The 15,997-nt window shown below is 70.9% G+C and carries 10 protein-coding genes; 8 read left to right on the forward strand and 2 right to left on the reverse strand.

What is annotated here, in order from left to right:
* Positions 1-5: 5 nt before the first annotated feature.
* The 7 genes from ACWEN0_RS22640 to ACWEN0_RS22670 are packed head-to-tail and all read left to right on the forward strand — an operon-like array spanning position 6 to position 8,898.
* On the forward strand, positions 6-1,202 hold the full coding sequence (locus ACWEN0_RS22640; protein WP_451976693.1) for a hypothetical protein: 1,197 nt from the start codon (positions 6-8) through the stop codon (positions 1,200-1,202).
* Entirely contained in the window at positions 1,199-3,187 is a 1,989-nt protein-coding gene (locus tag ACWEN0_RS22645) for a coiled-coil domain-containing protein (RefSeq protein WP_451976695.1), read from the forward strand. The genes ACWEN0_RS22640 and ACWEN0_RS22645 overlap by 4 nt, the downstream gene beginning before the upstream one ends.
* Entirely contained in the window at positions 3,184-4,314 is a 1,131-nt protein-coding gene (locus ACWEN0_RS22650) for a hypothetical protein (RefSeq protein ID WP_451976698.1), read from the forward strand. Before ACWEN0_RS22645 ends, ACWEN0_RS22650 begins: the two co-directional genes overlap by 4 nt.
* A 1-nt stretch (position 4,315) precedes the next feature.
* Positions 4,316-4,840: a hypothetical protein gene (locus ACWEN0_RS22655; RefSeq protein ID WP_451976701.1), complete on the forward strand. Its 525-nt coding sequence runs from the start codon at positions 4,316-4,318 to the stop codon at positions 4,838-4,840.
* Positions 4,837-6,528 (forward strand): hypothetical protein, encoded by a 1,692-nt coding sequence (locus ACWEN0_RS22660; RefSeq protein WP_451976703.1) that lies wholly within the window; start codon positions 4,837-4,839, stop codon positions 6,526-6,528. Before ACWEN0_RS22655 ends, ACWEN0_RS22660 begins: the two co-directional genes overlap by 4 nt.
* A gap of 1 nt (position 6,529) precedes the next feature.
* Entirely contained in the window at positions 6,530-8,602 is a 2,073-nt protein-coding gene (locus ACWEN0_RS22665) for an ATP-binding protein (RefSeq protein ID WP_451976706.1), read from the forward strand.
* Positions 8,602-8,898, forward strand: coding sequence for a hypothetical protein (locus ACWEN0_RS22670; RefSeq protein ID WP_451976708.1), 297 nt, complete (start codon positions 8,602-8,604; stop codon positions 8,896-8,898). Before ACWEN0_RS22665 ends, ACWEN0_RS22670 begins: the two co-directional genes overlap by 1 nt.
* A 10-nt stretch (positions 8,899-8,908) precedes the next feature.
* Here ACWEN0_RS22670 and ACWEN0_RS22675 read toward each other — a convergent pair whose 3' ends face one another.
* A complete protein-coding gene (locus ACWEN0_RS22675) occupies positions 8,909-9,589 on the reverse strand; it encodes a hypothetical protein (RefSeq protein ID WP_451976711.1) in 681 nt (226 codons plus the stop codon).
* 19 nt (positions 9,590-9,608) lie between these two features.
* Positions 9,609-13,295, reverse strand: coding sequence for a phage tail protein (locus tag ACWEN0_RS22680; RefSeq protein ID WP_451976714.1), 3,687 nt, complete (start codon positions 13,293-13,295; stop codon positions 9,609-9,611).
* Positions 13,296-13,658: 363 nt separating this feature from the next.
* Between ACWEN0_RS22680 and ACWEN0_RS22685 the strand changes: the two genes are divergently transcribed.
* Positions 13,659-15,995 (forward strand): molybdopterin cofactor-binding domain-containing protein, encoded by a 2,337-nt coding sequence (locus ACWEN0_RS22685; RefSeq protein ID WP_451976717.1) that lies wholly within the window; start codon positions 13,659-13,661, stop codon positions 15,993-15,995.
* The last annotated feature ends 2 nt before the right edge of the window (positions 15,996-15,997 follow it).

Below are 15,997 nucleotides of genomic sequence, written 5' to 3' on the forward strand. Positions count from 1 at the left end.
GAGAGATGACCGAGGCAACGACACCGGAGCAGCCCTTCCGCCGGCTGCGGTACTTCCACGGGCAGTTGCTCACCGCCCGCGACTTCCAGCGCGAGCAGGAGTACTTCCGCGAGAAGCTGAAGCTGCGCATGCGCTGCCTGCTCGGCTACGGCGTGGTGTGCGGGCTGTTCGTCGAACCCGCGCCACCGGAGGACGGCAAGGAGAAGGCGGAACACCAGGCGAAGGTGCGCATCACCGCCGGGCTCGGCGTGGACTGCGACGGCAACGAGATCGTCGTGCCGGGCGGCTGCGCGATCGACCTGTGGGAGGCCCTGCACGAGGACGAGCGCACCGGCGGCACGGTGTGGGTCGGCGTCGAGTACGCCGAGCGCGCGGTCGAGCCGACCCGGACCGTGTTCAACTCCGCCTGCGCGGACACCTCGGACTGCGACTTCGGCTACACCGAGGAGACCTACTGCGTCCGCGTCACCACCAAGACACCGCCGAAGGACGAGCGCTGCGAGACCTGCTGCACGCCCTGCGAGCACAAGGTGCTGTGGCTGGCCAGGATCGACGACGTCGACTTCGCCCAGCCGGTCCGCGAGGACCAGATCCACCTGGACGTCCGCCGCTTCTTCGGCCGGCGCGTGCCGACCGTGATCACCGGGATCAACTGGCGGCACGGGCACACGTACACAGTGGACGAGGCGAAGGAGCTGCTCGGCACGCAAAAGGACGGGGGCGGGCTCGTGGTCCACTTCTCCGACGGCGTCCGCGTCGACAGCCTGCGCCGCGGCGTCGTGGAGATCCAGGTGATCGAGGGCGGCGCCGGCCGCAACGCCGACACCTGGTACATGGGCGGCCGGTTCGAGGAACCCACGCCGGAGGACGGCGAGTTCACCGACCACTTCCGGTACCGGCAGACCACCCGCGAGACGCTGCAGGACGGCGACCGTGTGCTGATCACGGTCCGCGCGGCGTTCATCCTCGACCACTGCTGCCGTCCGGTCGACGGCACCAACGTCGGCGGCCGGGTGCCCTTCGTCGGCGCGGCGACCGCCGAGGCCGACGCGGAATCGGGCCACGACCACCACCCCGAGCCCGAGCCCGACCCGACCGGCTGCCTGGTGCCGCCGACCGGAATCGGGCCGTGGACGTCCGGCACCGGCGCGGGCGGCGACGTCTTCGAGAGCTGGTTCTTCGTCACCGAGGAGCGGTCATGACCACCACCGACTGCGGGTGCGGGTGCGGCGGGACGTCGGCCTTCCCGGCCGCGTTCGCCCGGCCGCGGTTCTTCGCGGGCCAGTTGCTCACCGAGGACGACCTCACCCTGCTGACCGACTACGTGGCCGGGAAGGACCGGCTGCACAACCGGATGGTGTCCGGCCCGGGTGTCGTCTGCGGACTCGAAGTCACGTGCGACTCCTGTCCGGGTGGGACGGTGCTCGTCCACCCGGGACACGCGCTCGACTGCTGCGGCAACGACATCGTGCTGTCCTGCAAGGAAAAGGTCGACGTGCAGGCCCTCGTGCGCGAGCTCCGCGTGACGTCGCCGGGCGTCCACTGCGGCGACCCGTGCGACGACGACCAGCGCCACTTCGGCCTCTTCGTGCGGTACGAGGAGAGCATGGCCGACCCGGTCGCGCCGTTCGCCACCGAAGAGCCGTGCCCGACGCCGGGCTGCGTGCCGTCGCGGGTGCAGGAGGGCTTCCGGTTCGTCGTCAAGTGCGACACGGGCGACGACCACCGGTTCAACCCGGCGACCAAGCTCCTGGCGCAGATCGGCGACAAGGACACCTTCGAGCAGGTCCGGCTGCTGAGCGGGCGGCTCGAGCGCTACCTGGACCCGATGTCCGTCGCCGGCCCGGCGTCCACCAGGGCGATCGAGTTCGCCAACGCCGACGCCGTCCGCTACGCCGACAACCTCCGGCTGCTGCAGCAGAGCGGTGAGGGTGTGCCGCAGCCACCGGCGGCCCGGCAGATGACCGAGTACGTGCGGGCGCTGGCCAGTGCCGTCGCCCGGTACGACACCTACGACGCCGCCGGGCAGGAGGACCTCCGCACCAAGCACAACCTGGGTGACGTCGATGCCGCCCGACGCGTGCTCGGCTCGGCCTGCGACCTGCTCGCCCGGACGAACGCCGAGGACGTGTGGCCGGAGGCGGCGCACCGGTCGGTCGCGCTGTCCGTCGTGGCCGAGGCGAAGAGCCGGGTCGCGACCGTCGATCCGGACGCGCCCCTCGAAGTCCGCCTGCTGGCCCAGGGCACCCCGCTGAACAACGTGCTGGAGGCGGAGTTCCGGGCCGACCTCGTGCGGATCCGGGACTGGCTGCTCGGCCGGCTGGACCGGGTCGCCGGCGTCGCGGACTGCCTGCTCCACGACGACGTCCGCAAGGTCGCCGTCCCGCAGCCGCTGCCGGTCCCCGAGCCGGATCCGGCGCAGCACCTGGCGATCGCCGACCTGGGGCTGCTCGCGGACGCGGCCGGGAAGCTGACCACGGCCGTGCGCCGGTTCGTCACGGACGCGGCGTGCTCGACGCTGAACCCGCCGTGCGTCGACTGCTCCGACGAGGACGTGCTGCTCGCGCACCTGGAGCTGGACGGCTGCGACGTCGTGCGGGTCTGCTCGGCGACGCGGGAGCAGGTACTGCCGGGCGGCTCGGCCTACGGCGAGTGGCTGCCGAAGCTCTACCAGCTGCGGCACTTCGCCGAGCAGGTGTGCTGCCAGCCGACACCGGTGTACAAGCCCCCGAACGTGCCCGCGTCGGGCCCAATCCCGCGCCCGTACGTGCCCGAACTACTCGAAGAGTGGCGGCGCAGCGGCCCGCTGGAGCAGATGTGGACGCTGCTGGTGACCCCGGCGCCGGGGGAGACCGTGCCGAAGCCCGTGCGCGAGCAGGTGTACACCGTGCCCGCCGAAGTGACCGACAGCCTGCAGGAGCTCAACGCCCTGCGCGGTCAGCTGAGCGACCTCGTCGCGACCGTGGAGGCCTTGCGGGGGCAGCTGGACACCGCCCGGCAGCAGGTCTCGGAGGTGCGCGACGAGCTGCCGGAACGGCTGTCCGACCGGCTTTCGGAGCTGGAGAATGCGCCGGAACCGGAGTCCGGGGAGGAAGAGGATGCGAAGCCGCCGGCCCGGCGGACCCGGTCGTCGACGAGCCGGTCCGGCAGCACCGCCCGCAAGCCGCGGTCGGGTGAGACGTCGTGACCGGACCCCTGCGCCCGGAGTTCCGCGAAGGGCAGGTGCTCGCCGCCGCGGACCTGGCGGCGACCGTCGCCTACGCCCGCGCGACGGCCGTCCGGCACGCGCGCCTCGCGCACGACTGGGGCATCGCCGACGGGCTCGGCCTGACGACCGAGAACCGCACCGACCCGGCGACGAACGCCCGGTTCGTCGAGGTGAGCGTCCAGGCCGGGCTGGCGGTCGACGGGACCGGCCGGGAGATCGTGGTGCCGGCGGCGGTCGTGCTGTCGGAGGCGGACTTCGAGGCCGTCAACGGCGCCGACCGGCCGACGACCGAGCCGTACCCGGTGTTCCTCACCGCCGCCGACCGGGCGCAGCCGGCGACCGGGCCGACGTCGTGCGCGAGCTCGGCCGGGCCCACGCGGGTGGAGGAGTCCTACCAGATCCTCTTCAAGCGGCTCGGCGACGAGCGGCTGGTGGCCGACCAGCAGCCGCCCGCCGTGAACGCCGCGCCGGCCGCCCCGCCGGTCCAGTGGCTGGTGCTGCTGGGTTTCGTCCAGTGGACCGCGGGCCACTTCACCGCGGTGTTCCCGACGGCCCGGGGGGTCGCGCCGCGGTTCGCCGGGGTGCGCGCGGACACCGTGTCGGCCCGGTCGGGCACGCTCGCGCTGCGGACCCAGCCCGCGGTGGGGGAAGGGAAGCCCGCGCTGGTGCTGTCCGGATCGGACGCGCCGACGCTGGTCTACGGGCTGTACAAGGGCACCGGCGAAGTCGACCCGCTGATGACCGTGGAGGCCAACGGGAACCTCACCATCGCGGGCAGTTTCTCCGGTCAGATCTCGGCGGGCAGCGTGCTGGCGACGTCGGGCAGCGCGACCGACGGCATGGTGCTGCCGCTGCCGTCCGGGGTGACGCCCGAAGAGGTCGCCGACGGCCGCGTGTCGTTGCACGTGTATGTGACACCGCGGATCCCGCCCTCGGACAAGGGACTGACCGTGCCGGCCGAGGCCACTGTGGACGATCAGCGGCGGGTCCGGTGCCGGCTGCGGTTCTACGACCCCGCCGCGACCCCGGCGGCGGTCACCGAAGAACCCGGGTCGGTCGACTTCCTGGTCCTGGCCACGGTCGCGGCGACGAGCGGGGGTGGCTGAAATGGGCCTTTTCGCGGTGTACGAGTCGAGCACCGGCACCCTGGTGGGTGCGGTGAAGGCGATCGACGTCCCGGTGCCGGCGGCGGCCGCGCTGGTCGGCGACGCGCTGCCGGTGCGGCTGCCGCTCAGCACGGGCGAGGTCGCGACCCTGGCCCTGCCGGGCGGGGAGCTGGCGGTGCACGAAGCCGACGACCAGCCGGCGGTGTTCGTGGAGCCGTTGACCTACGGTGTCGCGCTGCAGCCGAACCAGCAGCCGAAACCCACGCTGGTGAAGCTGGCGAAGGTGACCGAGCCGCTCAAGATCGACGCGACCGGGCTGGTCGTCAAGCTGCCGGAGAAGCCGGCGCAGGACACCGCGGTGTTCGCGCTGGTCTCCGACGGCACGGACACGCTGCCCCTGCGCGGGACCATCACCAAGGACAACGACCACGTGGCGCTCCCGGTCACGGTGGGCCCGGGCGCGCACGCCGTGCTGGTGCTGGTGGCGGGCCGCGCGGGCCGGCTGACGGAGGTCAAGACGCCGTGAGCGCCGTCGGCGAGATCACCGTGCACCGCTGCGTGGTGCGGGTGGTCCGGCGCGGCGGCTGGAGCTGGGGTCCGGACCCACGGGGGCTCGTCCAGCGGGTGCTCGACGCGCTGCCGGACCTGCTGGCCGCGGAGTTCGACGAGTACGTCACCGGCGACGGCCCGGACGTCGAGGTCACCGAGCCGGTGCGGCTGTCGGTCCGGCTGTCGGCGCGCGGGGGCCGGGTGCTGGTGCCGGACGGTCTCGTCTTCGAAGCCGTCACCGGTGGTCTCGCGCCCGGGTCGGTTCCGGTGCCGGTCGCGGTCCCGCCGCCCGGTCCGGCCTCGTCCGCCTCGCCGGATCCCGCCGACGAGGTGCCCGCAACCGTCCACAGTGGTCCGGAGACCGAACCGCCGACGTTCGCCGTGTTGGTCGCGGAACTGGCCGCGCGGGACGAGCTGGCCGCGTTGCTCTCCTTGCTGCCCGAGGAAACCCTGGTTCGCTATCTCTCCGCGCTGCTGGTCTCCGACGGCTTCGAACCGCCCGGTGCGGTCGGTGGTGGTCCGGCCGCTGCCGAGGTGCCGAGCGGGCCGGCGACCGTGCTGGCGGCGGAACTGGCTCGCCGCCGGTCCCTCGCGCGGCCGCCCGAAACCCGCGCGGAGATCGCCGAGCTGGTGCGGTCCTCGGACGCGGTCGCCGAGGTCGTCCGCGCGGAGGTGGTGACCGCTGTCCCGACGGCGGCTGGGGAGACGAAGGTCAGCTCGGTGCTGCCGTTCCTGCTGGCCGGTCCGCTGGCGAGAACCGGCTACCTGGACGCGCTCGGCCCGGCACTGTCCGGAGTGGACCTGCTCGAGGAAGCCCCGCTGTTCGCCGCCGCCCTGGCGTACCAGGTGCTCGGTGCGCCACGGCGGGGCTGGCGGCGAACTCCGGAGGACGACGCCTCGGCCGCGGCGTTCGCCGGGTGTGCGTCGGTACCGGACCTGACCGGCTTCGCGCGGCGGGTCCGCCCCGCGTTGCCGGTGCTGGACGGCGTGCTCGCGCTGTCGCTCTGCCGCGGCCACGACCCCGCCGACCCGCTCCTGGTCACCGGCGTCGACGACGGCCTGCTGCTGGTCGACGCCGAGGGCCTGTTCCCGGTCGCGTGGGCGGCCACAGTGGACGGTCTGCTGCCGCACTGGATCGCGTGCGGGCGGCCCCCGGTGCTGGTCCGCGACAGCCCGCTCCCGCCGACGTGCCTGCGGGACCTGGCCGAGGCGGGCGTCCGGTTCCTCACCGACGTGCGTCCGGTGCGCGACGATCCGCTGACCCGGCTGCGCTGGCGGACTCCACTGTGGACGACCGGTGGCGTGGAACCCCGGCTGGCCGCGCACCTCGCCGCCGGCGGGCTGGACGAACTGGTGCGCGCGCTGTTCGTCGAGCGGCGGGCCGCGCCCCTGGCCGGCGACCGCGCGCTGGAGCGCAGTGTCGCGCTGGCGGCGTCCCTCGGCCTGGGCATGATCGCCTGGCAGCTGTGGGAGGGGGAGTCCCCGATGCCGGCGCTGACGAGGTTCGCCGACCTGGAGGGCACGGTCCGGTTCACCCGCGACGCGGTGCGCGTGAAGCTCCCGCTGGGCCGCCGGCACGCGGACCTCGCGCGGGGCGGCCTGCTCGCCGACGTGCCGGACGTGGTCTGGCTGGGCGGCCGGACCCTGATCTTCGCGGGGGGCTGACGTGAGCGGAGTGGCGGTGGAGCACCTCCGGGTGCGCCTGGCGGAGCTGCACCTGGCGCTGCGGACGGCCGTCGCCCGCCAGTCCGAGGCCGCGGCGCTGCTGACGCGTCCGGACCTGACGCCGTTCTGCGTGACGGACGAGCAGGTGGACGGGCTGCTGGACCGCGTCGACGCGTTCGCGGAGGCGATGACCGAGCCGCCGTCGCCCCCGCGTCCGGAGCCGGAGGCCGAGCTGCACCTGCGTCGCCTGGCGGCGTCGCGTGGCGTAACGCTGCCGCTGGACGCCCTCGCGACCCGGTACGGCCTGGCGCGGGTCGAGCAGGACGCGCTGCTGCTGGTGGCCGCGCCGGAGCTGGACCCGGGCTACGAGCGCGTCTACGCCTACGTCGTGGACAACCTCAACCGGCGGGCGCCGTGCGTGGAACTGCTGGTGACGGTGATCGGGGAGACACCGCCGGACCGCCTGGCGCTGCGTCGTGCGCTGGGGACCGCGGGCCGGCTGCGCCGCTACGGCCTGCTGCGGGCGTTCGGCGACGCGCCGTCCGAGCTGGCCCAGGAGCTGGCGCTCGGCCCGGGGGTGTTCGAGTACCTCCTCGGCTGGGGCGGCGACGTCGGCATCCTCGGCCACGACCCGGGCGAGGTCACGCGGCCGGAGCGTCCGGTGGCGTCGCCGTACCTCGGGTCGCGGCGGCTGACGTCGCTCGGCCGCGCGCTGGCCGCCGGTGACGTCGACGTGGTCGGCCTGTGGGGCTGCCCCGCCGACAGCCAGATCGACGCGGCGCGGGCCCTGGCCGCCGCGGCCGGCAAACCCCTGCGTCACCGGACCGCGGACGTCGCGGCGGACCTGCGCACGGCGGCCGCGCTGGACGCGATCCTGTGGGTGCGGACCGAAGGTCTCGGCCCGCACCCGGACGAGGCGCTGGTGCGCTCGGGGGTACCGCTGTGCCTGACGGGCGTGACGCCGTGGCGCCCGCCGGGCCTGCTGGCCGCGCGCACGTACGGCGAGCTGACGATCCCGGCGCCGGGTTTCCCGGAGCGCCGCGCGATGTGGTCGTCGGCGTTCCCGGTGCTGGACGAGGCGGTGCTGACGGACCTGGCGGCCCGCTACCGCATGAGCGGCGGCGAACTGCGCGCGGTGGCGTCGGTCGCCGACGCGGACGCGCGCCTGTCCGGCAACGGCCACCCGATCACGGCCCACGTGGAGCCGGCGATCGCGACGGTGACCCGCGGTCGCACGAGCGGCGCCGTCCGGTCGATCATCCCGCGCCGCGGCCTGGCGGACCTGGTGCTGCCGGAGGCCCAGATGGGCCAGATCACGGAGATCGCGTCGGCGTTCCGCGCGTGGCCGCGCATCGCGGAGTCGTGGGGTTTCGCGGCGAAGTCGGCGACCGGCGGGGTGAAGGCGCTGTTCACGGGCGAGCCGGGCACGGGCAAGACGATGTCGGCGGAGGTCGTCACCGGGATCCTGGGGCTCGAGCTGCTGAAGGTGGACCTCGCGCAGGTGGTGTCGAAGTGGGTGGGGGAGACGGAGAAGAACATGGAGGCGGTGTTCCAGCAGGCGGAGGACAGCCACGCGGTACTGCTGTTCGACGAGGCGGACGCCCTGTTCGGCAAGCGCGGCGAGGTCAAGCACGGCACGGACCGCTACGCGAACCTGGAAGTGGGTTATTTGTTGCAGCGCCTGGAAGCGAGCGACGGGCTGATCATCTTGACGAGCAACCTCAAGGAGAACATCGACCCGGCGTTCACCCGGCGCTTCCACTTCGTGGTCCACTTCCCGCGCCCGGGCGTACCCGAACGCCGTCGCCTGTGGGAGCTGGCGTTCCCCCCGGAAGCACCGCTGGCGGCGGACGTGGACGTGGACGTGTTGTGCCGCTTGGACATGACGGGCGCGGGCATCACGTCGGCAGCCCGCACGGCAGCACTGTCGGCGGCCGACGCGGGCAGCGCGGCGATCGCCATGCGCCACGTGGTCCGGGGAGTGTCCCGCCAGTTCCAGCGCGAAGCGCGCTTGTTCCGCCCGGCCGAGCTGGGCCGGTATGCTGAACTCCTGACCGACAACGGGAGTGCGTGATGCACGAGCTGATGCCACCGCAGACCAAGCCCGCGGTTCCGGTCACCGCCCACGAGCTGAGCACCGCTGCGGCGGCGGACCGGGGCAAGAAGAAGCTAGTGCTGGTCCCGGCGGTGATCGGCAACGCCCAAGCGGCCAAGACGGCCATGGACGGGTCTTCGAAGACGGTGCCTTCGCATTTGGCGTCGACGTTGGCGGCGGGCCAGGACCGAGTGGGCAACGCGGCGATCGCCGGGGCGGCGCTGCGGGTGGTGCCGATGGCGGTGCCCCACAAGGCCGCTTGCCCGGGTTGTTGAGCCCTGGCGCTTACTCGGCCAAGCCGGCCTCACGAAGTCCGTCGAAGAGTTCCTTCAGCCGCTGAAACCGCTTCGATCTCTTGGGGGCCACCACCACCATCGAGTCGAACGGGCTGATGTCGAACCGGCTGAAGACGCTTTGCGCCCCATCGGGGACGGAGCGGCGGTCCAGTTCCGCCCGATGCTCGCGGCGCAGGAGGAACTGCGTTTCCGGGTTCCGCCTGACCAGTTCGCCCGGTACGTAGTCCAAGCTGACGTCCACGAAATCGGCGTCCGCGATGTCCAGTGCCCAGTCGACCGACTTGTAGGCGTCGACCAAGGCCCGATCGGCCTCGGGGCCGACTTCGGCTTCGCCGGGCCGAGGAACGGGCCTGCTGACCATGATCGCACCCGCCTTGCCCTTGAACGTGACGTGGGAGAAGACGCAGCCGCTCAGGTGCGTCAGGCCGCCTTTGGTGACGAGGTTGTCGATGGTGACGTCCTCGAACCGGATTCCGACCGCCAGGCAGTTGTCCAGCGTGCACCTGGTCGCCCTGACGCCACGGACGACGAGACTGGGCGTCCAATCGGTCCGCTGGGCCAGCGTCGAAGCGACGAACGTGCAGCGGTCGAGCTCGAAGTCTTCGATGGGCCGGCCGGAATCGTCGGCGCGGAGATCTTCGAAACGCTCGTCAACCAGTCTGGTGGGCACACCGAGTCCTTTCCGGCGGTCAGGTGAACACGGCATCGACGGTACGGGCCGGGATGGGACGGTACGCGACGATCTGTGCCTCCCGGCTGACGTACGCTCGTTGCAGGTGCTCCATCGTAGAGGTGATGCTGGAGCCGGTGACGTCCACGGGGATGGCTCGCTTGCCGTCCTTGATCAGGAAGTCAGGAACACTCTCTCCCGGCCGGCTCGCACCGAGTCGCTTGATGTCAGGGTGCGAGACCGTCCTGGCGACGTACTTTTCCACCGCCATCCCGATGAACCGCGTACGCAGGTCCGGCCGGTGCTTGCCGGCTTCGATCATCCCCGGGCTCATTTCCGCCTTCAACAGGGTTGCCGAGAGCTTGCCTGCCGCCGCGGTGACCCGCACCAACTCGGCGAAGGCCCTCTTCGCTTCCTCACCCACGAGGTTCTGGTCGCCGACCAGAATGCGGTACGTACGACCGGAGTCCCTCGCGTATTCCCCGACGACGAGGTAGGTCGCGCCTTCGATCAGGTCCTTGCCGCGCCACTCCGGAGGCGTGGTGTGGAAGGACGTGTACTTCGCGATCTTCTCTTCGCTGTTCACCTGCTTGGCCACTTCACCGACGACGTCCTCGTACCGGCCGGCCTTGTCGTGGTGCCTGGCCACGGACACGATGGCGGCTCGGATCTCCTTCTCGATCTTGACTTGGTCGCCCAGATCGCCTTCGACGAGATCCTTGACGCCGTAGTCGCTGCCGTACTTGACGATCTTCTCCTTCAGGTCGCGGAAGGCGTCGGGGAAGCCCGGGTAGTCGAGGAGTCTCTTGGCTTTCTTGCCCTTCTGCTTTTCTGCATTCTCGACGAGTTTCTCGACCCTCTTCGCGGTCCGCACGATGGCCTTGAGGTCGGTGATCTTCTCCGTCTCCTTCGGGTCCTTTCGCTTTCTCGCTTGCAGTCTCTTGATCACGCGACCCGCCTTGACGGACACCTTCAGCCGGGCACTCGCGATGTCCACACCTTCGTCGGGTGTCGCGATGAGGGCGTGGCTCTCGCCAGTCATCGACAGGCTCGTCTGCTCCGGCGCGAACTTGGCGGCTGAGTCGTCCTTGTCACCGGGCTTCTTGTCCTTCGGCTTCTTCTTGCCGAACCTGTCCTTGAGCTTCTTCGCAAGCGCCTTGACCTTGGCCCAGACCTTCTTGGCCAGCCCGACGATCTTGTCGATCACCCAATCAATGGCCTTGTTCACCGGCCGAGCGAGCTTCTGGAAGACCTCCTTGACCTTCCCCGCGATCCCGCCAACGCCCAGCAACGCCGCCAACGCGCCGATCAGCACCGGGATCGACCGCGCCAGTGACTTCTCGACCAGGCCGGCCACGCCACCGCCGCCGCCCTTGGCGATGGAGATCACCGCGTCCAGGACCGTGTTGACGAACTCCAGGATCTGGCGGCCGTTCGTCACGATGAACTTGACGATGTCGATGATCATCTTGCAGGCGCGGATGAACGCCGATGCCGGGTTGAACAGGGAAATGATCCAAGTGATGCCGGCGATGACGATCGTCGGCAGCAGGAACGACACCAGGTTGTCGATCAGGTTCTGCTTCAGGTCGCCGACCCGGGTCTTGAGGTCGTCCCACAGTGCGCGGATTCCGCGTTTGCGGACCTCCAGCACCAGCGGCAGCGCGTGTTCGCCGACCTCGATGGCCGTCATTGCTTCCTTCGGCAGCTTGCGGGCCAGGCGGGCGCGCAGGTTCGCCCACGTCAAGCCGAGCAGGCTCGTGATCATCAGCAGGATGCCGATGACGTCGAAGGTCGTCGGCAGCGTGATGCCCGCCGTCGCCGCCGTGCCGAGGAGCCACGAAAGCACCCCTTGCTGCAGGTGCATCAGCGCGTTGTTCTTGAACTGCTTGAGCCCGCCGCCGACCGCCGAGATCAGGTTGCCCAGGAAGCCGATCGGGTCGCGCAGGATGCCCATCACCGCCTGCGCCGCCTTCGCCAGCACCCCCAGCAGCAGGTCCTTCAGGTCCAGGATCGTCTTGATGACGCCCTTGATGCCGTCCAGGGCCTTGTCGACCAGCCCGTTGTTCTTCTCCTTCTCCGCGGCGATCTCGTCGTCGACCGCCTTGACCGCGTCGGTGTACTTCGTGGCCAGCGTGTCGACCAGTTCGGTGCTCTTGTCGTCGACCGACTGCGTCAGCTCGTCGAACTTGTCGGCGAACCCGGCGGCCGCCTGCTTGCCCAGGGCCTTGAGGTCCTTCGGGAGGCTGTCGACGGCTTTCTGCAACTCCGTGCGGCCTGTGGCGATGCGCTGCTTCGCCCGCGTCAGCTCCCGGCCGATCGTGTCCGCGACGGCCGAGATGACGCCGCGCATCCGCTTGACGTAGTTGTCGCGCGCCTCGACGAAGATCCGGTTCGCTTCTTCGGGCAGGCCGAACAGCTTGTCGTGGCCCCACTTGATCAGGCCCCACGCGCCGCTGTAGCGCTTGTCCTTGTACTCGTCCATCTTGCGCCGGTGTTCGGCGGTGAACGCGTCGCGCGCTTCCTTCTCGCCCTTGGTGAACTGCTCGTCGACGAGCTTGTCCAGTCCGGTGAGGATGCCCTCGACGTCGGTTTTCATCGTGTCGAAGACCTTTTGCAGGGTGGCCGTCACCTGCGCCCGCTTGTCCTCGTCGGACGACTTCGCGGTCTTCTTGCCACTGCCGACCTGCCGGCCGGTGCGCACCCGCTGGCCGGCGATCGCGCCCATCGCGGCGGCGCCGAAGTGCTGGGCCTGCGCGGTGGTCCGGCGCAGCTGCTGCGACTCGTTCTTGCGGAGCTCCGGCGGCGTCGCCTCCGAATGCTTCTCCGCGGCCTTCTTGTCCTTCAGGGCCGGGGTGAACGCCGGATCGGTGCCCAGCTGCTTTTCGGTGACCTGGTTGTCGGCCATCTCCTGGTCGACCTTGGCCGGGCCCGCCGACAGGTCCGTCGCCGACGGCGGCAGCTTGTCCGGGGCCGCCTTCGCCGGGTCGGGCGTGGCCGGCGTGCCGGGCGGGCGGTCGTCCGCCATCGGGACGACCTGCTTGGGGACGGCGGCCGAGGTGTCCGGGGGAGCGGCGGTCGTGTCGGCGATCTGCTGGGCCGAGTCCGATTTCCCCTCGCCGACCTTTCCCTGCACTTCGGCCTTGATCTCGGCGGGCTTGCCGGAGTCGGCGAACTCGTCCGCCTGCTCCAGGTTCTTCGGCGCCTTCTCCGCGATGGCCTGCTCGACGGCCTTGATGAACGCTTCCTTGTCGAACTCCTTCGGCTTGGCGTCGTTCATCTTCTCGGCGTTGGCGGTCTTGCCCTGTGCCACCTCGTCGTCCTTGGGCGGCACGGAGGCGTCCTGCGCCGACGTCGCTTCCTTGCCGGCCGGCGGGTGGGACGCCGCGACCGTGCGCTTCTTGTGCGCGATGTCCTTCTTCAGCACGGCGAACTTCGGGTCGGACCCCGGGCCCCGTGCCAGGCCCGCCGCCACCGCGCCGTTGCCGACCTTGTCCTGCGACTGCTTCTGCGACGGGTCGGCCAGCGGCTTCTTGTCGCCCGCGCGCAACGCGGCGAGCGCCGCGGCGTTCGACGGCGGCAGCCCCGCCGGTTTCCGCTGCGGCGGACGTTCCTTCAGCGCCACGGGCGCCGTGGCCGGCGTCGTAGCCGGTGCCGTCGTCGTCACCGCGGGCAGCTTCGCGCGAGCCGTCGGTGGCGGTGGCATGGGACAGCTCCTCCCACTCCGAACCCTCGGAAAGCGTGGCAGCAGGCCGTCACCAGGACGTCGCGAAAACGTCTTCGCGCCGATCGGGCGAGATTGGGTCCGCAAGAGCGGAGAGAAACACGGAAAGTGACCGCGGATGCGGCTGCGAGCCGGTCGGAAAACGGCTACAGCGGGAACGAGCGACGTCGCATCCGGTTATTCACTCTTTCCGGTGAAGCACCCGAGGATACGCAGGTCAGGGGCCTGGAAGTGTCCAAAAGTTGGACACCCACTGCTCCATTTGCCGGGCATGGTGATGTCTCACCACTTCCCGAACCCGGTGGAACCCCTCCCACCGCCCCACCATCTCGAAAGGGGAGCAGTGTGACCCTCAGCCACGACGCTCCGGACGTCGGGGACACGCCCAAGGGCGTCTCCCGCCGCGGTTTCTTCGGCTACGTCCTCGCCGCCGGCACCCTGGTCGTCGCCGCCGACGTCGCGCAGAGCACGCCCGCGGCCGCCGCCGTGCCCTCCCTGCCGCAGCCGCCCGAGCTCTACGACCTCAACGACGCCCTCACCGACGCCGCCCTGCCGACCTCGCAGCTCGTCACCGTGACCGTCCACCCGGACGGCACCGCGTCCTTCGAGCTCCCGCGGATGGAGGTGGGCCAGGGCATCACCACCTCGACCGCGATGATCATCGCCGAGGAGCTCGACCTGCCCGTCGAGAAGGTGCGCGTCAGCCTGGCCCCGGCGCGCCCCGAGCTCGTCTTCAACCAGCTCACCGGCGGGTCGAACACCACGATCTCGACGTTCACACCGATCCGCGTCGCTTCGGCGATCGCGAAGCTGCAGCTGCTCGAGGCCGCCGCCATCCTGCTCGGCTCGAACGTCGCCCTGCTCAAGTCCAAGGCCGGCGTGATCACCGCGCCGGACGGCTCGTCCGCGACCTACGGCCAGCTCGCCTCGAAGGCCGCCGCGAGCCAGACCAAGCAGGTGAAGCTCGATCCGAGCCAGCTCAAGCCCGCGACCGCGTTCAAGGTCCTCGGCCAGCCGCAGAACCGCGTCGACGCGCTCGACATCGTCACCGGCCGCAAGCAGTTCGCGATGGACATCGACGTCCCGGGCGCGCTGCCGACGATGATCTGCCGGCCGCCGACGCTCAACGGCACGCCGAAGGCGATCCAGAACAAGGCCGACGTGCTGAACCTGCCCGGCGTCACCGACGTCGCGATCATCCCCACCGGGGTGGCCGTCCGCGCGGAGACGTTCGGCCAGTGCATCGACGGCGTGCGGGCGCTGAAGGTCGACTGGGGCGCGGGCAGCGTCGAAGGCCAGGACGACGAGTCCGTCCTGGCGAACCTGCGCAAGGCCGAACTGCCGCTCGCCGTGCCCAAGGTGCCGCTGCTGACCAAGACCGTCGACGTGGACTTCGAGTTCATGTTCCGCTCCAGCGCCGCGCTCGAACCGTACTGCGCGGTGGCCGACGTCCGGCCCGGCAGTGCCGAGATCTGGGCCGGGCTGAAGTCGCCGATCGTCGCCCAGGGAGAGGTCGCGCAGGCGGTCGGGCTGCTGCAGACGCAGGTCAAGGTCAACGTCATCACCGGCGGCGGTTCGTTCGGGCACAAGCTGTTCGGCAACCACGCGGTGGAGGCCGCCCAGGCGTCCAAGGCGTTCGGGAAGCCGGTGCGGCTGATGTGGCACCGCGCCGACGAACCGCGCCAGGGCCGGCTGCACCCGATGTGCACTTCGCGGCTGCGCGCCACGATCCTCGCCGGCAACGTGCTCACGTTCGAGCAGCGGGTCACCTCCGTCGAGACGTCGTTCCGGCACGGGCTCGGCGAGATGCTCACCGCCGTCGCGACCAAGCTGCCCACCGGGCTGGGCAACCTCGGCGTCGCGGAGACCGTCTTCGCGCTGACCCAGGAGGTGCCGTACAACTTCGGTGTCGTCGACCAGCTGCTCACCGAGACCGACCAGCGCTTCAACACCGGCTCGATGCGCAACGTCTATTCGCCGGACACCGGCTGCGCCGCCGAGCTGATGGTCGACATCCTCGCCAAGACGATGGGCAAGGACCCGCTGGCGTTCCGGCTGGAGTTCCTCAAGAGCGACGTCGTCAAGGGCGTGCTGCGCAAGGTCGCCGACGTCGGCAACTGGGGCCGCAAGATGCCCGCCGGGTTCGCGCAGGGCATCGCGATCCACAAGGAGTACAAGGGCGCGAGCGCGTGCCTGGTGGAGCTGGACTGCCGGCCCGAGACGGTGAACCGCAAGATCCGCGACGGCGTGGGCGGGCCGCGCGTCACGAAGGCGGTCATCGCCATCGACGCGGGCCTGGTGGTGAACCCGCGTGGCCTGGAAGCGCAGATGACGGGCTGCTTCGCCGACGGCATGGCGCTCGCGCTGACCAGCAGCGTGCACCTCAAGGACGGCCACTTCCTCGAAGCCAGCTGGGACAACTACTTCTACACCCGCCAGTGGAACATGCCGACCGACTTCACGGCCATCGTCATGCCCTCGCACGGCGAGCAGCCCGGCGGCGGCGGGGAAGCCGGGGTGGCGTGCTCGTACGCGGCCGTCGCGTGCGCCTACGCCCGCGCGACCGGGAAGGTCCCGAAGCGGTTCCCGATCAACCACGACGACCCGATCGGCTTCGAGGTCAAGTCGTTCGTCCCGCCCGTGCCCGAGTCGCCCACCGACGGCCTCGACCACACCTACTGAGG

It is taken from the genome of Amycolatopsis sp. NPDC004378, from assembly GCF_053602455.1.